Below are 22,003 nucleotides of genomic sequence, written 5' to 3' on the forward strand. Positions count from 1 at the left end.
CACCACAAAAGATGAACATCCGATGTTATTCCACAATTAATCAAAGATATGTCTACGGATACCAAACTAAATCGCTTTGATTTAGTTACTAATGTAGACAAGCAACTTCAAAACAAATTTGAAACGTATTTATCTGAACACTTTCCCGATCATCAATTGTTAGCTGAAGAAAAAGATAATGATACGATTCAGCCATACGAGGGTCATTTATGGATTATGGATCCAATTGATGGTACGGCAAATTTAGTTAAGCAACAAGAAGATTATTGTATTATCATTGCATATTTCGTTGATGGGGAACCTAAACTGTCGTACATATATGATTATCCTCATGATAAATTGTACAAGGCTGTAGCGGGTAATGGGGCATATATTAATGGTTAGCCATTATTGCCACCTCGTGAATTACAATTATGTGATGCAATCATTTCTTTTGGAACACAATATATAAATGATGATACAAGTAAAGCATTATATAATGCGTCATTTAGCGTGAGAAATATTGGATCATGTGGATTAGATTCAGTCAGAGTCATTAAAGGGCAATTTGGCGCACATATGAATACAAACCCTAAACCGTGGGATATAGCAGCACAATTTTTATTTGCAAAAGAATTAAATCTGGAAATGACACAATTAAATGGCGAACCGTTAGACTTTGCTAAGAGTGGTCCTTTCATTATTAGTAACCGTGGTTGTTATAAAGCTATTTTGGCTATTTTCAATCGAGATGGTGGCTATCATATTTAACACTCATAATCGCTAGTTTAAGAAAAGTTAGTTCTTAAGACGTATAGCAAGTTAATCATTTTAATATATAATTATAATATTAATTCATAAAAAAGAATAGGAGTGGTAGGATGCGTAGAACGCATAAACGAATGAGCCTGCCCGTAAAAATAGTTACATGGTTTATAGGGATATTGTTTGTACTAGCAATTGTAGCGACAATTTTTGTGGTGGCTAGTATTTTTATCACGAGTGGTAAGATTCATAATCCATTAAATAGACAACATTCAGAATTGAGATCAAAGAATATAAGTTTATCTAACGGTGACCCATTTACCATTGCATTATTTGGTGTTGACTCAGATGCACAACGTAAAAGTCAAAATGATGGTGAAAGAAGTGACACAATCATGCTTCTTTCTATTAATCCGAAGAAACAAACAACAGAAATCGTCAGTGTGCCCCGAGATACACAAGCTGACATTGTAGGGAAAGGTACAACAGAGAAAATCAATCATGCTTATGCTTATGGTGGGCCGACGATGGCTGTTAAATCATTAGAGAAACTAATGAATGTCCCTATCGATCATTATGCGACGGTTGATATGGATGGCTTACATGATATGATTGATGCTTTAGGTGGCGTCGATGTTACGAGTAATGATACTTTCACTACGAAAGGAACAAACTTTGTAAAAGGACAATCTACACACGTAGATGGTGATACTGCAATGGCCTTTATACGTAGTCGTAAAGAAGAGGGCGCTGGTGGAGATTTCGGTCGTCAAGAACGACAACAATTGATCCTTCAAGCGATGGCTAATAAGATGACAAGTGCGTCAGCATTGACACATTTCCCATCATTAATGAATCAAATCCAGAAAAATGTAAAAACAGATTTAACGTTAAATGACATGAACGATATTAGAAAAAATTATAAAAATGCCAATGCAACAGTGAACCGTCATCAATTAGAAGGGCAAGGTGGCATTCAAGATGATGGCCTTTGGTACTTTATACCAAATGATGACTCAAAACAGAATGCTACAGATGTGTTAAATAATAACTTGTAAGCATAATGAGCGGGACAAAAGTTAAAATAAATGCGTTGTCCCACTCCTTTACTTTTGCCATTCAAGTAAACCTATACTTATAGAGGTAGGCGATCAAACTCAAAAGCGTTTGGTCCTACCTCTTTTTATATACTCTAAAAAATTAAAATATAATAAATCTTTAAAAATTAATTTTGTAATAGTGGAATGTATTATTAATATTTAATTCTTTTAAAATTGCAAAAATTTATGAAACGCTTAACATTTAATGAAATAAGTAATACAATTAATATAATTCTATGTTCAATATATGTGGGGTATTGGAATGGAATGGTTACGTCGTTAAAGTCATTTTACGGAAAATTTTAATATAGATGGGGTGGAGAGTATGCAAGAACATTTAATCGTCACGCTTGATGGCACAGATTATCTTGTAGAACCAGGAACAAGTTTGCTCGAGTTTATAAAATCTCGTGATACTTTCGTACCTTCAATTTGTTATAACGAGTCAATGGGACCAATCCAAACATGTGATACATGTATGGTCGAAATTGACGGCAAAATTGAACGTGCGTGTAGCACTGTTGTAGATCGACCTATGACAGTTAATACTCAAAATAGCGATGTGAAAGCGAGTCAAAAAGAAGCTTTAGATCGTATTTTAGAAAAACACATGTTGTATTGTACAGTATGTGATTATAACAATGGTGACTGTGAAATACATAATGCCATGGATGCATGGGGGTTAGAGGAGCAGTCATACGAATATAAGACGAAGCCATATGAAAAAGACTATGGTCCATTTTATCGATATGACCCAGATCAATGTATTCTCTGTGGTCGATGTGTCGAAGCATGTCAGGATATCGAAGTAAATGAAACCATCTCAATCGACTGGAATCGTGAACATCCTAGAGTTATCTGGGATAATGATGTTCCAATTAATGAGTCATCATGTGTATCATGTGGTCAATGTGCAACTGTTTGTCCTTGTAATGCCATGATGGAAGTTAACATGGAGGGCAATGCTGGTTATATGACAGATACTGAACCAGGTTCATTAGCAGCAATGATTGATTTAACTAAGAAAGCTGAACCAGGTGATGGTCTATTATTCGCAGTATCAGATTCTGAAGCGGAAATGCGTAAAGAACGTATTAAGAAAACGAAAACGGTTTGTACATATTGTGGCGTAGGTTGCTCATTTGATGTATGGACTAAAGATAGAGAAGTGCTTAAAGTTCAACCATCACACGATTCACCAGCAAACAAAATTGCTACATGTGTGAAAGGTAAATTCTCTTGGGGTCATATTAATTCAGACCAACGTTTAACAAAACCACTTGTGAGAAAAGACGGCGAGTTCCATGAAGTTGAATGGGATGAAGCATTGGATGTAATTGAAGCTAATTTCAAACGTATTAAAGATGAATACGGTGGCGATCACCTAGCATTTATCGCATCTTCTAAAGGAACAAATGAAGAGTCATATTTAATGCAAAAACTTTCAAGACAAGTTTTCGGTTCTAACAATGTTGATAACTGTTCAAGATATTGTCAAGCTCCAGCTACAAAAGGCCTATTTAGAACAGTTGGTCATGGTGGGGACTCAGGCTCAATTGAAGATCTAGAAAAAGCAGCAATGACAGTTTTAATCGGTACCAATACTGCTGAAGCACACCCAGTTATTGCTTCAAGAATGAAACGTGCACAAAAATTATTCGGACAAAAAATGCATGTATTCGATATTAGAAAACATGAAATGGCAGAGCGTGCGGATGCCTTCTATCAACCGAAACCTGGTACGGATTTAGTATGGCTTGGTGCGGCTACGAAATACATCATTGATCATGATTTACATGATAAAGATTTCTTAAATGAATGGGTAGATAATTATGATGAATATTACAAATCATTAGAATTATTTACGATGGATTTTGCGGAAGAAGCAACTGGTATTCCAAAAGAACAAATCATTAGTTTTGCTGAAGAGGCTGCAAAAGCTGAATCAATGTCAATTTGTTGGGCAATGGGTGTTACGCAACAAGATATTGGTAGTGATACAAGTACAGCCATTTCTAACTTATTACTTGTCACAGGTAACTACAGAAAACCAGGTTCAGGTGCGTATCCGTTACGTGGTCACAATAACGTACAAGGTGCAAGTGACATGGGCAGTATGCCTGACCAATTCCCAGGCTATCAAAAAGTGGCTGACGATGAAGTTAGAGCGAAATTTGAAAAAGAATATGGTGTTGCATTAAACCCAACACCTGGACGTGACAATCACCAAATGATGGAAGGTATCCATAATGGAGATATTCAATCATTATACTTATACGGTGAAGATACAGGTATTGTAGATTCTAATATTAATTTTGTTCAATCAGCTTTGGAAAAAGTAGACTTCCTAGTAGTTCAAGATGAATTTTTAACATTTACAGCAACTTATGCAGACGTTGTCTTACCAGCAAGTCCATCATTAGAAAAAGATGGTACGTTCACAAATACAGAACGTCGTATTCAACGTATTAACAAAGCATTACAACCATTAGGTGAGTCTAAACCAGACTGGGAAATCTTCCAATTAATTGCGCAACGTATGGGTGCGGATTGGAATTATAAACATCCAAGTGAAATCATGGATGAAATCGCGCGATTAACACCATCTTATTCAGGTGTAAGCTATGATCGATTACAAGGTTTCAACAGTCTTCAATGGCCAGTAGCACCAGACGGTACAGATGAACCAACGTTATATATGAATGGATTTAATTTTGAAAATGGTCGTGCTAAATTATTCCCATTAACATTTGATAATTTCTTTAAAGAAGACGAAGTGTATGACCTACATGTGAATAACGGTCGTTTACTTGAACATTTCCATGAAGGTAATATGACATATCAAACTGAAATGATTAAATATAAAATGCCTAATGCATTTGTTGAAATTTCACCAGAACTAGCAAAAGAACGTGATATTCATGAAGGTGCAGAACTACGATTGATTTCTGAAACTGGGGAAGCAACATTGATTGCCACAATCACCGATCGAGTTAAAGGTAAAGAAATTTATATTCCTTTAAATAATGATGCTATGTCAAATGGTGATTTAGGTGCTATCAATAAATTAACGAACAGTGATGTCGATCAATATACAGACACACCATCATATAAACGAACAAGTTGTCGTATGGAAGTATTGACACGTAAAGGTAAGTCACCATTAAATCCAACTAACTTCCGTGTCGATAAGCAACGTAATCCGCAATATAGTGTCCAAGTACAGAAAAAATGGGAACGTCCTGATTATGTTTTCCCAGGAAATGTGGTGGATAAATAATGGCTGAAAGAATAACAAAAATTAAACGTTTAGAGAAGTCTGAAGCGCAAATTAAACTTGAAAGTATTAATGAAGTCACAGATGCTATTGCTGAAAATAAAGATAGTATTTTAAAAGCAATTCGTATAGTGAAAGCTTTAGATGAGGCGAAAATTCTTGATTTAATGAATGGCGGCATTAGAGGTCGTCAAGTGATCATTAATAAATTTATGACCGAGCTTAATAAAGACTTATACGCAGGTTTAATTACAAATTTAGCACCAATGGTCTTTATGTTAGGTGAGCTCAATGTACAAGAATTAAGCCAATTCTTAAATAAACTGAATAAAGGCTTACATGTTGCAAATCAAGCTAATCCTAATGCTAAAACGAGTATTCGTAGTCTGATGGGTGTCCTTAAAGACGATGATATGAATCGTAGCTTAACATATATGCTTAACTTACTGAAAGGTATGTCAAGAGACGAGAAATAATGTAATTAAAATAATAAGTAGGGAGTGAGACGATGAATTCAGTCTCACTCCTTACTTCGTTTCTTTAAATAAATTTATAAGTACTTTCAACTTAAATTATGGTAAGGTGGACTATATATTAATAAAAAGGGGTGAGAACAATTCATCCAAACGCAATTAAAATTATGACAGTGATTTCTAATGTGTTCATTATTTTAGGAATTATTTTTTTAGTGATGATGCAAATGGTGCTAGCAATTTCAATGTTTGCTGTATCACTGGCAATTAGTTTGGTTATCTTCAATGTGTTATTCAGAGACCGAACTGGCATGAAGATTGTCATCAACATATCGTTTGCGATTGTCTTAATTGTTATTATCATTACTTACTTATATTTATCTTAATTAGCTATATAAAGGATTGTCACTGACATGAAACAATTATCCCATTTACGTTTGCCAATCATATTGTTAGGCACTATCATCATTATTTTCATTGTTTTATTAATTATTAATCACTCGGATTTGTTGAAAAATGATCGTCATTATAGCTTTCAAGAAGCATTACAGAAACAAACAGATGCAAGTGTGTTAAATACAGTTGAAAGCAATGGTCAATTTGTGAATGCGAATAACCAAGACATAGAGAAGGCGATGCGCATATCACGAGATGATAATAACTTTAAATACATGGATATTTCTCAGCAAGTTCCAATGTCGAAACGAGAAGTAAATCAGATGCTAAAAGGATACGGTATTCTTGAAAATCAAGCCGATGCTTTTATAGAGGCGCAAGATAAATATAAAGTGAATATCATCTACTTAATAAGCCATGCACGTGTTGAAACAGCGAATGGTGAATCTAAACTTGCTAGTGGTATCAAAGATGGCAAGACACGCTATTATAATTTTTTTGGTGTGGGTGCCTTCGATGAAAATGCGATACATACAGGTAAAAGCTACGCAAAAGAAGCAGCATGGACGACACCACGCAAAGCCATACTAGGTGGTGCCAAATTTATTCGTGCGAACTATTTTGATAATGACCAAATTACGCTCTATCAAATGCGATGGAATCCTAAGAATCCAGGTCAGCATCAGTATGCGAGCGATATCTTATGGGCAGATCATATCGCAACATTTATGCAATCATATTATGATGAATTTGGTATTAAAAAAGATGATATTCGCAAAAACTTCTATACCTCTTGATTAGGTTAACAATTGCAGGATGTTACATTTCCAACTGCAATGATAAAGCATAGTTATGATAAAATTTAGTAGAATTTAATACTGAGGTGTAAATAAATGAAAATTGCAATAATTGGTGCAGGAATAGGTGGTTTAACCGCTGGTGCACTACTTTCAGAAAAAGGACATGACGTTTCTATCTTTGAAAGACAACCAAGCATTAGTGAAGTTGGCGCAGGGATAGGCATTGGTGATAATGTCATTAAGAAATTAGGAAAACATGACTTAGCTAAAGGCATCAAAAATGCGGGTCTAAACTTATCAGCGATGAATGTCCTTGATGACAAAGGAAACAGTTTATCTACTGTAAAATTAAAAGAAAACACATTAAATGTTACTTTAGCACGACAAACATTAATAGAACTCATAGAGTCTTATGTCAATCCTCAATGTATTTATACTGATCATGATGTCATTAAAGTTGATAATGTTGATCAACAAGTGCTAGTTCACTTCTCTAACCATGCAAGTCAGCGTTTTGATTTATGTATAGGTGCAGATGGCATTCATTCTGTTGTTAGACAAGCCGTTCATCCGAATGCCAAGTTACTTTATCAAGGGTATACGTGTTTTCGTGGCTTAGTGGATGATGCGAATCTACAAAATACAGATACAGCTAATGAATATTGGGGAAAACGTGGTCGCGTAGGTATTGTCCCACTTATCAATAATCAAGCGTATTGGTTTATCACAATTAATGCGTCTGAAAAGGATTCAAAATATCAATCATTTGAAAAACCACATCTTCAAGCATATTTCAATAATTATCCAGAACCCGTACGCCATATTTTAGATAAACAGAGCGAAACAGGTATTCTGAAACATGATTTATATGATATGAAACCAATCAAATCATTTGTAAACCAACGCATACTATTGTTAGGAGATGCAGCACATGCAACAACACCTAATATGGGGCAAGGTGCAGGGCAAGCAATGGAGGATGCAATTGTATTAGCCAATTGCTTAGCTGAATACGATTTGGACAAAGCGTTAAAACGCTATGATAAGTTAAGGGTTAAACATACTACTAAAGTCATTAAACGTTCAAGAAAGATTGGTAAAATAGCTCAAAAAGATAACACATTAGCCATCTCATTACGCAATAGTGTAATGAAGCGAACACCTAAACGTTTATTAAGTAGACAAACTAAATTCTTATACAAAGCGAAAAGTAAATAAAAAATAAGACGGATACTGAAGTCATTATACATGCTTAAGTGAGTACGAATACACTTAGCCATGACCTTTCAGTTTCCGTCTTTTTTCATATTTTAGATTACTTATTAACTATAAATTGAGGTGTGTCGCCACTTAATTTTTTGATTGTATCATTTGCAACGATTTTAGACATCATATCTCTAGCTTCGAATGTTGCATTACCAATGTGTGGTGTGATAACGACATTATCAAGTGATTTTAATCCGTCCGTAATGTCAGGTTCAAATTCATAAACATCTAATGCAGCGCCCTCGATTTCTTTTTCTTCTAAAGCTTTTACTAAAGCTTCTTCGTTTACAATAGGGCCACGACCTGCATTAATTAAATAGGCTGTTGACTTCATTCGTTTGAATTGCTCAGTATCAATCATATGATGTAAATCTGGATTATAGGCAGCATTAATCGTGATGAAGTCTGCATTTTCAAGTAATGTATTTAAATCTACGTATTTCGCGCCAATTTCGCGTTCTTTTTCTTTCTTTTGATGTGGACCAGTATATAAGATATCCATATCAAAAGCTTTCGCGCGTTTAGCTACTGCACTACCAATTTCTCCTAGACCAATAATACCAATTGTTTTACCTGATACTTCACGACCTCTGAAGAATAAAGGTGCCCAACCGTCAAAACCTTTAGTACGAGATAATTTATCACCTTCTACTATACGACGTGCAACGGCTAAAACAAGGCCAAATGTTAATTCAGCAGTTGATGCAGTTGATGCTTTAGGTGTATTTGTAACATCAATATCTTTTTCACGTGCGTATTTAATATCGATGTTATTAAATCCAGCACCATAGTTTGCAATGATTTTTAAGTTCGTTGCGCTATCAATTACTTCTTGATCCACATTCGTTGAAAGGATACTTATCAGTGCAGTAGCATCTTTGACGCCTTCTTTTAGCGTTTCCTTGTCAATGATGCCCTCACCCTCATACATTTCAACTTCAAAGTGTTCTTTAAGTAAATTTAATCCTACTTCAGGAATTGCGCCAGCGATATAAACTTTTTCCATGATACTCACTCCTTAACATTGTTTTCTCCTTAAGTATAATAAAAGAAGAAAACGTATACAAATGTAATTCATTTCATTTTATTGAATTATTTTGAGGCCAATTACAGAGAAAAGTATTAAGAAAATGAAGAATATACGGCTAAAATGTGTTGATTCTCTATAAAATATCATTCCTACAATAGCGCCTCCAGCAGTACCAATACCTGTCCAGATAGCGTAAGCAGTTCCCATTGGAATGGTTGCCATTGCCAGTTTTAAAGTACTAAAACTAAAAATGAATGTCACTGCCATCAAAATAATATAAATTTTTTGTTTTGAACGTGCAAATTGATTTAACCAAATGACACCAAGTACCTCTAGTAATCCCGCAATGAGTAAATATAGCCATGACATATTACATACCTCCTTGAGGCGTGTCGTTCGTTGATAATTTGAGGCCTATAATTCCTATTAATAATAGTAGTAACAAGCCCAGTTTCGTAATCGTAAATGGTTGACCAAAGAAAAGCATGTCAGCAATCACTGTACCAGCAGCTCCTATGCCTACAAACACCGCATAAACGGTACCAACAGGTAGATGTCGAGAAGCGGAAATCATTAAATAGAAGCTTAATCCAATAAAGATTAAAGTGAATAGCCAAGTAACGAAATTATGCGCATTACTTAATCCTATTACCCAAACCACTTCAATCAGACCAGCAAAAATGACTTTAAGCCATTGCATAACCTAACACTCCTTACCTATAAAAGACTAATATGCTCATTCTCTCAAATCGTTGATTTAAATTCAATTTGAGAAACTTAAAAAAGCGTATGCTGTTAATGTTTAATTAACGAGGCATACGCTTTTAACTGATCATTATATATAGAAATTATGATAAGTGGATATAGTTATAAGCACTTGCTTGGCTTGCTGAAATGGTACGCGTATCTTTGACAAATGGTCCGCCAGAATAATTCATTTCTGAAACAGTTATAGAACCATCACTATTTACGCTCTCCACGTAAGCAACATGGCCATAAGTACCTTCAGATGTTTGTAGAATTGCGCCTTTTTCAGGTGTTTGATTTACCGTATAGCCAGCTGCTGAAGCTGCACTAGCCCAATTATTCGCATTTCCCCAAGTACTCCCAATGTTGCCACCAACTCTGTCATAAACATACCACGTACATTGGCCAGCTGTATATAAATTACCTGATGTTGAAGAAGTTGTTTGTGTTGATGACGTCGTCGTTGTTGAAGAACTACTAGATGACGTACTTCCGTCAGTTATTGAAGATGAAGTAGTGCTTTGATTATAGTTAAATGATTGTTGGTTAAATTGAGGTTGTTGATAACCGCCACCGAATTGATTGTGTTGTGGTGCTGGATTGTGATTATATTCCGCAGCATCCGCATGGTTAGCATTTAATCCTAATGCTGATACACCAATGCCTGCTGTTAAAGTTGAAATTGTAATGATTTTTTTCATAGTAAAAAGTCCTCCCAAAATATGATATTCAACAATAGGTTTAGTTAGCGATATGTTGAATAGACTTCGATTTGATTTTTTAGTCGCTCCCAACGACAAATCATACTTTAACAGATTCCAAACGCGTTATGTGCATTGTTACGTTTTCGTAAATGAAATACAAAAACCTTGAACAACTCCGTAATAAAGGGGTGCTCAAGGTTACGTAATGTAATAATGCTTGGAATATGCATGTATACTACATTATTCTTATATTTTGATAATGTTAATATATGATTTATGTTACAGGCATTTGTAACATTAGTTGTTACGCTATTTATTTAAAGAAACGAATTGATAATGGAACAACATACGCTTTTCCACTAAAATATTTCACACAAGCAACGATGTGGAATACGAAATATAAAATAGAAAGCACAAATAGCAAGATAGAAAGAATAAAGATTAATATTGTTACGATAATGATAACCGCTTCATTATTAACGGCATATATGAAGAATAAGGGAACAATACAAATTCCAATGACAGCACTCCAAATGAAATATGAAATGAGCATGTTAAAGTAATTTTTTCCAGCTTTATCAACTAATTGTGATTCATTACGTTTAATAGCCCAAATAATAATCGGACCAATAATAGAAGTGAAAAAGCCTAATAAGAAGACTAACATTGCCATTAAACGCGCATCTTGCTCATTATCCCTCTGAATCGGAGAGTTGTGTGATTGATTTTCATATTCTGACATAATAATACTCCTTTCAACTTATAATCATGTATCACTATTAATATAACAAAGTTACTTTAAAATGATTAGTTAATTTTAAAATTAATTTAAATTAATTTAGTGTGTTTAATTTTTAAAAAATAGGATATAGTTTAGCGTTGTATAAAATTAAGTACTAATTTTTTTAGTAATGATTCATATGAATGATTTGGCAGTAGCTGACTGAATAAAAATGATGATGGCTTTAGTTTATTTTTATTCTAGCCAACTTTGCCCGGGAGCGGGACTTGGAAACAGACAGTTATTTTGGACTGTCTTTTCAAGGTTATATAGAAATCTAGTGAAGCGATGTAGATTTCTAACCTGCTCCCTTTATTTTTAATCAAAATGAGAGACAATAAGATAGTTTGAAAGGAAGTTATAATTATGAAAATAGCAATAGTAGGATCAGGTAATGGTGCAGTAACAGCGGCAGTAGATATGGTAAATCAAGGCCATGATGTGAAATTATACTGTCGAAATTCATCTATTAAAAAGTTTGATCATGCATTAGAAAAGGGTGGCTTTGATTTTAACAATGAAGGTGACGAATCATTTGTACCGTTTACTGAAATCAGTGATGACATTGAATATGTCTTGAAAGACGCTGAACTTGTTCAAGTGATTATTCCTTCATCTTATATTGAATACTATGCGGAAATAATGGCTGAGCACGTGACGAATGATCAACTGATCTTCTTTAATATTGCAGCAGCGATGGCTTCAATCCGTTTTATTAATGTACTTGAAGATAGACATATCGAGGTTCAGCCTAAGTTTGCTGAAGCAAATACGCTAACGTACGGTACGCGTGTAGACTTTGAAGCAGCACGAGTAGATTTATCACTCAATGTACGTAAGGTGTTCTTCTCTACTTATAATAAGAAAGAACTTAGTGACAGCTTTGAAAAAGTGAGTCAAGTTTATCCATACCTCGTTAAAGAAGAAAACTTATGGAAGACAAATTTAGAAAACGGAAATCCAGAAGTACATCCTGGGCCAACATTATTAAATGTAGGTCGAATCGATTATGCAGATTCATTTGCCTTGTATAAGGAAGGAATCACGAAACACACTGTCAGATTATTACATGCGATTGAATTAGAACGTTTAACGTTAGGTCGTAAATTAGGGTTTGAACTTTTAACAGCGAAAGAGGCACGTATACAAAGAGGATATTTAGAGCGTAAAGATGAAGATGAACCATTAAATCGACTCTTTAATACGAGTCCTGTTTTCTCTCAAATTCCTGGACCTAATTCAGTTCAAAATCGTTACTTAACAGAAGATATCGCATATGGCTTAGTGCTATGGTCAAGTCTAGGACGAGCAATCGATGTTGAGACACCCAATATCGATGCAGTTATCATGATTGCGTCTACAATTTTAGAACGTGACTTTTTCGAAGAAGGTCTTAAAGTTGAAGAACTTGGTTTAGAAAAACTCGGTTTAGAATAATGAAAAGTTGAATAAACGATGTATACATGCATATTTAATATTTAAGTAATCATTCAAATAAACATCTAGCTGTGAAAAGAGGTCATTAATCTAATAGAAACGAGGAATGTGTATGAAAAGACAGCCATCGTTCTGGGAAGCAATATCTACAATCGTCGTTATGGTTCTTGTCGTAACAATCGGATTTATAAAATTTAATATTCCAATTCAAGTGCTATTACTTATATCTTCTGCCTATGCTGCTTTTATTGCTTGGCGTGTAGGATTAAAGTGGGAAGATTTGGAAGAAGGTATTACTCGAAGGCTAACAACGGCTATGCCTGCAATATTTATTATCTTAGCTGTAGGCATTATTGTTGGTAGTTGGATGTATTCTGGAACTGTACCAGCTTTAATTTATTACGGTTTGAAATTTTTAAATCCACATTATTTTTTAGTTTCTGCATTTATCATTTCAGCAATTTGTAGTTTAGCCACAGGGACAGCATGGGGCTCTGCGTCTACTGCGGGTATTGCTTTGATATCTATTGCACATCAGCTGAATATCGACTTAGGTATGGTAGCAGGTGCTATTATTGCAGGTGCAGTTTTTGGTGATAAAATGTCACCATTATCAGATACGACCAACTTGGCTGCCTTAGTCACTAAGGTGAATATCTTTTCTCACATTAGGGCAATGATGTGGACGACCATACCAGCATCAATGATAGGGTTAATCGTATGGTTCTTTGCGGGAATAAATTCAAAAGGTGCAGTCAATACAAAGCAAATACATCAATTATTAAATGAACTTGATGGTATATATCATATTAATATATGGGTGTGGATACCGTTGTTAGTTATCATTATTTGCTTAGTGTGTCGAGTATCCACAGTACCCTCTATGTTAGCATCTAGTTTGAGTGCTGTTATTGTAGGTACATTAAATCATCACTTTAATATGGTTGATGGATTTAAAGCTATGTTTAACGGTTTTACACCTGCAATGACTGGTCATACCAACCTCTCTAACAATGCGACGTCGTTATTAGAACAAGGTGGCATGATGAGTATGACAGAAATACTTGTTACAATTTTCTGTGGCTATGCTTTCGCAGGTATTGTAGAGACATCAGGATGTTTAGATGTCATGTTAAATACAGTATCTAAAGGTGTAAAATCAGTGGGTACGTTAATTTTAATAACAGTGGTATGTTGCTTAATGTTAGTTTTTGCTGCTGGTGTAGCATCTATAGTCATTATCATGGTGGGTGTCTTAATGAAAGATATGTTTGTCGAAATGGATTTGGATAAAACTAATTTATCAAGAACATTAGAAGATTCTAGTACGATGGTATTGCCGTTAATACCTTGGGGAACTTCAGGAATTTATTACACACAACAATTGGGTGTATCCGTAGATCAATTCTTTATTTGGACAGTGCCGTGTTACTTATGTGCAATTCTAGCTATTGTTTATGGATTTTCAGGACTTGGTATTCGTAAATTAAACAACAAAAGTTATGTAAAAAATTCGTAAAAATATGTTTAATCATTTGTCAAAAGGATATATTCAAGTATGTTAAAACATTACATAGATATTTTTGTAGCGATGATATCTAATGCATTAAAGTTTTAACTGTAAATATCCTCAAAATATTTCATAGTAGTGGGTTCAATTTTTGTAGCGAGAATTGGATCCATGAACGATGACAAACGAATTTATTATTAGCACCATTATAGTAAAAGATATAACAAAGCAAGAAAGAATGAATTTGTTGGACATACATTAAGATTGGAAAGTATGAAGTGTTACTTTCCAATCTTTTTTAATACGCTCAATTATATATCCAACAGGTCACAATATTATTAAACTTGTGCACATTAAAAAGGTCAGTAAATGTATTTTAAGAAATTCATTTACTGACCTTAATTTATTCGTTTCACATAAAATTAGTGAATGTAGTTGTATGCAGCAGCTTGGCTAGCTGAGATAGTACGTGAAGTAACAACACCAGCACCGTGACCGTAGTTCATTTCTGATACAGTAACTGAACCGTCACTACCAACGCTTTCAACATATGCTACGTGACCGTAAGCACCTTGAGAAGTTTGTAAAATAGCACCAGCTGATGGTGAATTGTTTACAGTGTAACCTGATGCAGCTGCAGCGCTTGCCCAGTTATTAGCATTGCCCCAAGTAGAACCGATTTTACCGCCTACTCTATCAAATACATAGTATGTACATTGACCAGCAGTGTATAAGTTACTACCTGAACTTGAAGCTCTTGAAATTGACACACCATTTGATTGTGATGATGGCGCAGTAGTTGTAGTTACTTTAATGTTACGATCTGAAGTTGAGTAGCTTGCACCTAAACCACCAGTTTGTTGTGTGTTTGAACTATATGATTGTGTGTTATTACCGTAGTAATTGTAGTTATAGTTGTTATAGTTATTGTAATTATTGTAGTTATAAGAATAGTTGTAGTTTGAATAATTTGATTGACTAGAGTGATTTACTTGATTTGGGCTCCAGTTACCTTTCCAAGTGTAATGATAGTTACCTTGTTGGTCGATAGTGTAAGAGTAGCTGTATGAAGTTGGATCATTTGGATTGTAGCCTTGTTCAGCTGCATGTGCCTCATGACCATGTCCAGCGATAGCGATTGTTGCAACTCCTGCAGTAGCGATTGTAGCTGTAGCGATTTTTTTCATTGTAAAATTTCCTCCTGAGAATTAAATTAATATTTTATATTTAATAGTCATTTGATGACCCTTAAGTCCAGTTTTTAATAAGTTTCTTAACGACAAGACATACTTTATCAGAAAAAAATCATTTTGTGTGCGTTGTTATCATTTTGTAATTTTTTGCTAATAAATAGTGTTGAGATAAATACAATAAGTAATTTTTTGTAATATTAAAAAACGCTGTTATAGCAACGTTTTAAAAAATATATGAAAAAGATACTCATTTCTCTGTAACATTTTTGTAAAGTAACAGCAAAAATAAATTTGATATAAAATTAATAGAATTCATTATTTTTGTATTGTTTTTACAATAAGTATCTGAATCATCTTTTAATTTAATTGTATTATTACTCTCTTGCAGGCGTGTTAAAGGAATTTATAATGTTTGATATTATAAAAATCATTTAGGATATAAAAATCGTTATATAAGATAATAAAATGATATAATTGGTTAAAAGTTTGCTACTGATAATACCGAAATAAAACATACAATTATATATGAAGATAGACATTCGATTAAATGCGTTAAATTAGAGAAACGTTAATGATGCAGCAATAGTTATTAGAGTTATGGGGGATAATTTATTATTTCTGTTTATGTCATGTCTTTATATATTATAAAGTGAGAGGACGTACGTATGATTGATAACTTTTCGGTAAAACTTTTAAAAGATATAAAGATAAGTAAGCAAAAGGAATCGAATATTAAATTAATCTATTGGCTGAAAGGGTCAGGACGAGTAAATTTAAATTTAGAGAGATTTCAGATGCAAGAAAGAGATTTATTATTTGTGATGCTTAATGATATTTACTCGATTGAAAGCGAAGATGGTGCGATCGTCGCAAACATTGAAATAGCATTCAAAGATTATTTGAAGTTTGCTGATGATTATATTAAGTCAAATGGCTATAAATTTTCTTCTATAGAAAGAAGACAAATAGAACCATTTATTCTAAATATACTGGAATTTGAAAGTAGACAACCGCACAAATTACAAATCAAAGATAAGCTTGTTAAACATTTATGTGTAGAATTAGGATATTTGCAAAGAAAACAACGTGTTCATTACAAATTAGAAAATGCTTTAGTTGATAAGGTACATGAGTATGTTATTGAACATCACAGTACTAAGATTAGTCGTCAGGACATGGCGAATGCACTTAATATGTCAGCTAAAGAATTAAGTAAAGTTATCAAATATCACACACCTTATCGTAATATAACGCAATATATAAATGATGTTAGATTAAAATTATGTTTAATAGACATCTTAATAAGTAATCATTTGATTCAAGACATTGCGTTCAAGCATGGGTTCAATCATCTCCCGCATTTTATCGCTTTATTTAATAAAAGGTATGGTAACACACCTGGTCAAATTCGAACTAAAAATCAGTCACATCAATACCAATCATTGAATCAATCAGAAATACCGTTTGATGAAACAACCCAGTTATTAATTGCTGAAGCCAAAGCGCATTACAGTTAAAATAACCTATCAGAAGTAATCAATCACTGTTATGATTGTGTATTTATTAGTACGACCTACTGATTCACAAAATATAAAGATGATGTTGTTTTATTGAAAGAGTCATGTAAATGTCTATCTTTGAAAAGGTTGGGTAGGAATAGTGGTATATCATTGCTATGTTCAAAGTAATCTTAATCATTTTATACGGTTAAGCGATTTGCCGTAGATGCTTTCGATAGCCCAATCTAAAGATTGTGTCATGAGGTGATAGGTATGATGGATAAGCATAAGTTAGAAACATTATTGTTTTATCTGGTTTTTATGAAGGCGGTAGGTGAGGTGCTAAAGTACAGCTACCAATTAAAGTTTGAACAATTAAAAACATTAAATGAAGTCATTAATTATTATCATGTTCATCATCAAGGTATTTATATAGATGAATTAATTACGTATCAATCTATTTCAAAAAGACAACTAAGACATCATTTAGAGCACTTATACCATTTGGGATGGATTATTAAATTGCGTGATAATAATGATCAAAGACGCTTATTATTTCTCCCATCAACAAACTGTCAGGATAAACTCAATACGATGTTTTCTGAAATTAATGAAATGGTAAAATTGAAAAACTTTGCATGTATAATAGAAAGTACCCATTACAATTCATTGAAATATGTCATCACTATTTTTGATGCACGATATAAAGTCCAAATGTTAGCGAAGGAATTTAATCTGAGTTTAGATGAACTGATTTTACTAGGAGCGTTCATTTCGAATCGGCAAGTCATTTCATTAAAAGAGATTCAATCTATGTCTTATCGATACTTAATATGTATAAACGCAGTTATTAATGAACTTTATCATAAAGGGTATTTAGAGAAATATCGTAATTCAATAGATGAACGTATTGTAAACGTAAAATTTATTGAATCACGAGCATATGAAACCTATCAAATATTTGTTAAATGTTACAATAAATTCCAAGAGGAAATGAGATTGATTTAATAAACATAATAGGTAAGGAGAATGAATGCATGATTTTAGATAATGTGAATCCCGATGATTTGTTCCCAACAGAGTCTAAAGGGCCTTCTGTACTAGGGATAATTGAGTATAACGTTCAAGGACAAAGTGAGTTTGAAGGTGCGTTTATTGCTACCTCTGAAAGATTAATTATGAATGTAGATATGAATGGACAATTCTATTATAGAAATATTCCATACAATGAAATAGAAGCAATTGAATTTGATGGTAAAGACTTAGTGTTTACTTTTAACATTGGGAAAGTACCAATGAAACAAATTCAAACAAAAGAGATTCAACCGTTTGTTGATTATGTGAATGCTAAAATTAAATAACGATAAAATGGCAGTATTAGAGAATTAAGGGATAGAACAACAGTTATTAACCATTTTTTCAGTTAGTTTAAGTCTTTAATGTATAGAAAGAACGAAATAAAAATTAATATAACAAAGCGACATTGCAAATATATCGTAGCTGACTGAACTGAGACAACGATTTAAAGAAGCTGTGTTCAGCGCGAATCATCCTTGTTAGGAGTGGGACAATGAATTCAAAAAGAATTCTGTCGCACTCCTTTTTTATATTCTATTAAATAGCAATTAAGACAAATTGATTATGTGTAATTTAATTGATGGAACGTGTTATTGATATATAATATCATTTTAATTTCATAAAAATATTGAAATATTATACTTAAATGTTATAAAATAAATTTTATAGCATAAGAAATGTTTGGTAAGTAATAAATAGTAGACATGAACCTTGTAGCAACAAGACGTACATCAGAGGAGTGGTTTAGGATATGAGACAAATTAAAGACATCAATGATTTAGTTAACGCAACATTTCAAGTTAAAAAGTTCTTCAAAGACACTAAAAAGAAATATAATTTAAATTATGAAGAGGTTTATATTTTAAATTATATTGCAAGAAGTAAAACAAATGAAATAACTTCGAAGGAAATTGCAACGTATTCAGAGTTTAAACCTTATTACTTAACTAAAGCATTACAAAAGTTAAAAGATTTACAGTTACTTTCAAAAAAGCGTAGCATACAAGATGAAAGAATAGTTATTGTTTATGTAACAGATGAACAACGAGACAAGATTAATAAACTGATTGCTGAATTAGAAAAGTACATCAAGTAATTCATGTTTATTCATGAGAAGACTTAAGCATTGAGATATTCAATCTCTCTGACTTAAGTCTTTTTATATTGCTATCTGAACGTGGTTAACTTTCATTTTAAAATGTTGAGTGATAAACTAGGTTTAAATAACAATGACAATGAACAGGTGATATAATTGATCAATTCAGTTCTGATTAACACAGATATTCAAAGAAAATGGATACAAAAGTTTCAATCGATTGAAGAAACTTTTAAAAAAAGAGCAGCAGAAAATGATAAACAATCGAGATTCCCATTTGAAAATATTGAATGGTTAGTGCAAGAAGGATATAGCATACTTACGTTACCCGTTGAATATGGTGGTGAAGGCGCGACTATTGAAGATATGGTTGTGTTACAAACATATTTAGGAGCAATTGATGGTGCAACGGCGTTATCAATCGGTTGGCATTTAAGTGTCATAGGACAAATATATGAACAATCAATGTGGAATCAAGATATGCTGGATCGTTTTGCTAAAGAAATTAAAAAGGGTGCTTTAGTCAATAGAGCAGTAAGTGAAGCGGATACAGGTAGCCCTACTCGTGGTGGCAGACCTGCAACGCATGCAGTTAAGCAAGATGAAGGCTACCTATTAAATGGTGTTAAAACGTTCACATCAATGAGCAAAGCGTTGACACACTATATTGTCGCAGCTTATGTCGATGACTTGCAAGAAGTAGGATTTTTCTTAGTGCCTAGAGCCACTAATGGCTTAGAAATTGCCGATAATTGGAATATGGTAGGTATGAGAGCAACAGAAAGTCACGACTTAGTATTGAATGATGTGTGGGTACCAAATGACTTTTTTGTTGAGTCAAAACGAAAACCGCAACCAAATGGATGGATATTACACATTCCTAGCACTTATTTAGGCATTGCTCAGGCGGCACGAGATTATGCAATCAATTTCGCAACAACGTATGGCCCAAATAGTATAGAAGGTACAATTAGTCATTTGCCAACTGTACAACAAAATATTGGTAAAATGGAGTCGCTATTATTATCAGCTCGACATTTCTTATGGAGTACTGCTAAAGGCTATAATCATCCAGAAAATCAACCTAAGTTATGGAATGAAACATCTGCGAGTAAAGTACTAGTAATGAATCAAGGGTTAGAAGTAGTTGATTTAGCGATGAGAATCGTTGGCGCGAAGAGTCTTGAAATGGAACGACCATTGCAACGTTATTACCGTGATATGAGAGCTGGATTACACAATCCACCTATGGAGGATGCCGCTTATACTAACATAGCTAAATCTGTGTGCAATTTATTTTAAATAGTGTAAACAAGGTAAGGATAAGTGGACGGGCAAAAATAATATGATGACGTAGTAGCTTATTGAATAGAGAAGATGCTTAAATCAAGCTTTTCTCAGTAGTGATGAGCTTTGCGGGGGAGTGGAACAATAATTTCAAAAAATTGTGTTCCACTCTTTTTTGATTTTACAAATAATTTAAAATTTTATTGTAAAACATCGCATTGTAGGATATAATTTTGTTGAAATTGATAATCGTTTTCAACAGGAGGATGTTATGAAGAAATTAATTTTACCATTACTTGTTCTAATCATCGTTTTAGCTGCATGTGGTAATAACGGTGGTTCGGGTAAATCTGATTCAAAAGAAGAAACAAAATCATATAAATTAGATAGTGGAAAGACGATAGATATTCCTAAAGATCCTAAACGTATTGCTGTCGTTGCACCTACATTTGCAGGTGGTTTACATAAATTAGGCGCGAACATTGTTGCGGTTAACAATCAAGTTGATCAAAGCCCAATTTTAAAAGAGAAATTTAAAGATACAACAAAAATTGGTAAAGCTGACGTTGAAAAAGTGGCTAAGCAAAAACCAGATTTAATTATTGTTTACTCTACTGATAAAAATATCAAAAAATATGAAAAAATCGCACCAACGATTGTTGTTGATTATGGCAAACACAAATACCTTGAACAACAAGAAATGTTAGGTAAGATTATGGGTAAAGAAGACGAAGTTAAAAAATGGGAAGAAAAATGGAAGAAACAAACTGAAAAAGATGGCAAAGAAATCAAAGATGCAATTGGTAAAGACGCAACAGTTTCTATCTTAGATGAATTTGACAAGAAAGTTTACACTTACGGCGACAACTGGGGTCGTGGTGGAGAAGTATTATATCAAGCATTTGGTTTGAATATGCCTAAAGGCCAACAAGATTTAGTTAAAAAAGAAGGTTGGGCTGAAGTCAGTCAAGAAAAAATTGAAGACGTAGCTGGTGACTATATCGTCTCAACTGGAGAAGGTAAATCTAAACCAAGTTATGAGACAACAAACATCTGGAAAAACTTGCCATCAGTTAAAAATGGTAACGTGATTGAAGTTAAGGCTGAAACATATTGGTATAATGACCCTTACACACTTGACTTTATGCGAAAAGATTTAAAAGACAAATTAATTGAAGCTAGTAAATAATAGAATATAGAGACGACGATCAATTTTTTATGATATTTTAAAAGCCTGGGACAAAAATAATATAATGAAGCTATTTTGCAAATTCGCAGTAGCTGACTGAACTGAGAAGGCGCTTTAATCAAGCTTTTCTCAGTTCTAGTCATCCTTGCGGGGGTGGGACGATGAATTTAAAAGAATTCTGTCCCGCTCCCTATAAATATATATTGGCAGTCGTTGACTAACATAACAGTGCACTTGCAACAAGCTTCTTTTAATTTTAGTCAACCTTGTCGGTGGGGCTTAGCAATTAGCATTTCATCAAGAAAGTCTACAAGCTAAGCATGTTGAGAGCGGAACAACAAAATAAGTTTTTGGGAAAATATCATTTCTGTCCCGCTTTGTTTTCTATTTACATAAT

Annotated in this window: 20 protein-coding genes and 1 pseudogene; 15 read left to right on the forward strand and 6 right to left on the reverse strand. The window is 33.6% G+C overall.

Features of this window, described 5'->3' with window-relative positions:
• Positions 1-21 precede the first annotated feature (21 nt).
• The 7 genes and pseudogenes from KA828_RS00005 to KA828_RS00035 form a co-directional block, all read left to right on the forward strand.
• Positions 22-750 (forward strand): annotated as a pseudogene (locus tag KA828_RS00005) (inositol monophosphatase family protein); the annotation flags it as partial.
• A gap of 110 nt (positions 751-860) precedes the next feature.
• Positions 861-1,802, forward strand: a complete 942-nt coding sequence (locus tag KA828_RS00010; protein ID WP_193839046.1) for an LCP family glycopolymer transferase — start codon at positions 861-863, stop codon at positions 1,800-1,802.
• A gap of 367 nt (positions 1,803-2,169) precedes the next feature.
• A complete protein-coding gene (gene fdhF / locus KA828_RS00015; RefSeq protein WP_210125167.1) occupies positions 2,170-5,124 on the forward strand; it encodes a formate dehydrogenase subunit alpha in 2,955 nt (984 codons plus the stop codon).
• Positions 5,124-5,597: a helical membrane plugin domain-containing protein gene (locus tag KA828_RS00020; protein ID WP_053028601.1), complete on the forward strand. Its 474-nt coding sequence runs from the start codon at positions 5,124-5,126 to the stop codon at positions 5,595-5,597. Before fdhF ends, KA828_RS00020 begins: the two co-directional genes overlap by 1 nt.
• Before the next feature lie 164 nt (positions 5,598-5,761).
• Positions 5,762-5,980, forward strand: coding sequence for a hypothetical protein (locus KA828_RS00025; RefSeq protein WP_053029047.1), 219 nt, complete (start codon positions 5,762-5,764; stop codon positions 5,978-5,980).
• Positions 5,981-6,007: 27 nt separating this feature from the next.
• Positions 6,008-6,787: an N-acetylglucosaminidase gene (locus tag KA828_RS00030; protein ID WP_193839047.1), complete on the forward strand. Its 780-nt coding sequence runs from the start codon at positions 6,008-6,010 to the stop codon at positions 6,785-6,787.
• 96 nt (positions 6,788-6,883) lie between these two features.
• Positions 6,884-8,008 carry an FAD-dependent monooxygenase gene (locus tag KA828_RS00035; protein ID WP_210125168.1) on the forward strand — a complete coding sequence of 375 codons (1,125 nt, stop codon included), beginning with the start codon at positions 6,884-6,886 and terminating at the stop codon, positions 8,006-8,008.
• A gap of 97 nt (positions 8,009-8,105) precedes the next feature.
• Here the strand turns inward: KA828_RS00035 and KA828_RS00040 are convergent, their stop codons facing one another.
• From KA828_RS00040 to KA828_RS00060, 5 genes are all read right to left on the reverse strand, one after another.
• Positions 8,106-9,062 carry a 2-hydroxyacid dehydrogenase family protein gene (locus KA828_RS00040; RefSeq protein WP_210125169.1) on the reverse strand — a complete coding sequence of 319 codons (957 nt, stop codon included), beginning with the start codon at positions 9,060-9,062 and terminating at the stop codon, positions 8,106-8,108.
• Positions 9,063-9,140: 78 nt separating this feature from the next.
• Positions 9,141-9,455, reverse strand: a complete 315-nt coding sequence (locus tag KA828_RS00045) for a DMT family transporter (protein ID WP_053028597.1) — start codon at positions 9,453-9,455, stop codon at positions 9,141-9,143.
• 1 nt (position 9,456) lies between these two features.
• The gene (locus KA828_RS00050) at positions 9,457-9,786 is read right to left on the reverse strand and encodes a DMT family transporter (protein WP_210125170.1); all 330 of its coding nucleotides are present in this window, start codon (positions 9,784-9,786) and stop codon (positions 9,457-9,459) included.
• A gap of 148 nt (positions 9,787-9,934) precedes the next feature.
• The gene (locus KA828_RS00055) at positions 9,935-10,534 is read right to left on the reverse strand and encodes a CHAP domain-containing protein (protein ID WP_053028595.1); all 600 of its coding nucleotides are present in this window, start codon (positions 10,532-10,534) and stop codon (positions 9,935-9,937) included.
• A 316-nt stretch (positions 10,535-10,850) separates the two neighbouring features.
• Positions 10,851-11,279, reverse strand: a complete 429-nt coding sequence (locus KA828_RS00060; RefSeq protein ID WP_075108034.1) for a magnetosome magnetite crystal formation protein family — start codon at positions 11,277-11,279, stop codon at positions 10,851-10,853.
• Between the two features lie 405 nt (positions 11,280-11,684).
• Here KA828_RS00060 and KA828_RS00065 point away from each other — a divergent pair, with 405 nt between their 5' ends.
• The gene (locus tag KA828_RS00065) at positions 11,685-12,755 is read left to right on the forward strand and encodes an NAD/NADP-dependent octopine/nopaline dehydrogenase family protein (protein ID WP_075108033.1); all 1,071 of its coding nucleotides are present in this window, start codon (positions 11,685-11,687) and stop codon (positions 12,753-12,755) included.
• A 112-nt stretch (positions 12,756-12,867) separates the two neighbouring features.
• Positions 12,868-14,274, forward strand: coding sequence for a Na+/H+ antiporter NhaC (gene nhaC / locus KA828_RS00070; RefSeq protein ID WP_210125171.1), 1,407 nt, complete (start codon positions 12,868-12,870; stop codon positions 14,272-14,274).
• 413 nt (positions 14,275-14,687) lie between these two features.
• On the opposite strand, the gene KA828_RS00075 is transcribed toward nhaC, so the two are convergent.
• The gene (locus tag KA828_RS00075; protein ID WP_053028591.1) at positions 14,688-15,452 is read right to left on the reverse strand and encodes a CHAP domain-containing protein; all 765 of its coding nucleotides are present in this window, start codon (positions 15,450-15,452) and stop codon (positions 14,688-14,690) included.
• Positions 15,453-16,252: 800 nt separating this feature from the next.
• On the opposite strand from KA828_RS00075, the gene KA828_RS00080 reads away from it, so the two are divergent.
• The 6 genes from KA828_RS00080 (at position 16,253) to KA828_RS00105 (ending at position 21,606) form a co-directional block, all read left to right on the forward strand.
• The gene (locus KA828_RS00080) at positions 16,253-16,975 is read left to right on the forward strand and encodes a helix-turn-helix transcriptional regulator (RefSeq protein ID WP_228480668.1); all 723 of its coding nucleotides are present in this window, start codon (positions 16,253-16,255) and stop codon (positions 16,973-16,975) included.
• 258 nt (positions 16,976-17,233) lie between these two features.
• Positions 17,234-17,965, forward strand: coding sequence for a transcriptional regulator, SarA/Rot family (locus tag KA828_RS00085; RefSeq protein ID WP_075108030.1), 732 nt, complete (start codon positions 17,234-17,236; stop codon positions 17,963-17,965).
• 29 nt (positions 17,966-17,994) lie between these two features.
• Positions 17,995-18,318 carry a PH domain-containing protein gene (locus KA828_RS00090; RefSeq protein ID WP_075108029.1) on the forward strand — a complete coding sequence of 108 codons (324 nt, stop codon included), beginning with the start codon at positions 17,995-17,997 and terminating at the stop codon, positions 18,316-18,318.
• A 467-nt stretch (positions 18,319-18,785) separates the two neighbouring features.
• The gene (locus KA828_RS00095) at positions 18,786-19,130 is read left to right on the forward strand and encodes a transcriptional regulator, SarA/Rot family (RefSeq protein WP_210125172.1); all 345 of its coding nucleotides are present in this window, start codon (positions 18,786-18,788) and stop codon (positions 19,128-19,130) included.
• Between the two features lie 159 nt (positions 19,131-19,289).
• Entirely contained in the window at positions 19,290-20,432 is a 1,143-nt protein-coding gene (locus KA828_RS00100) for an acyl-CoA dehydrogenase family protein (RefSeq protein ID WP_178377472.1), read from the forward strand.
• Positions 20,433-20,688: 256 nt separating this feature from the next.
• A complete protein-coding gene (locus tag KA828_RS00105) occupies positions 20,689-21,606 on the forward strand; it encodes an ABC transporter substrate-binding protein (RefSeq protein WP_210125173.1) in 918 nt (305 codons plus the stop codon).
• Positions 21,607-22,003 lie beyond the last annotated feature (397 nt).

It is taken from the genome of Staphylococcus sp. GDY8P85P, from assembly GCF_017892405.1.
Lineage (GTDB): Bacteria > Bacillota > Bacilli > Staphylococcales > Staphylococcaceae > Staphylococcus > Staphylococcus borealis.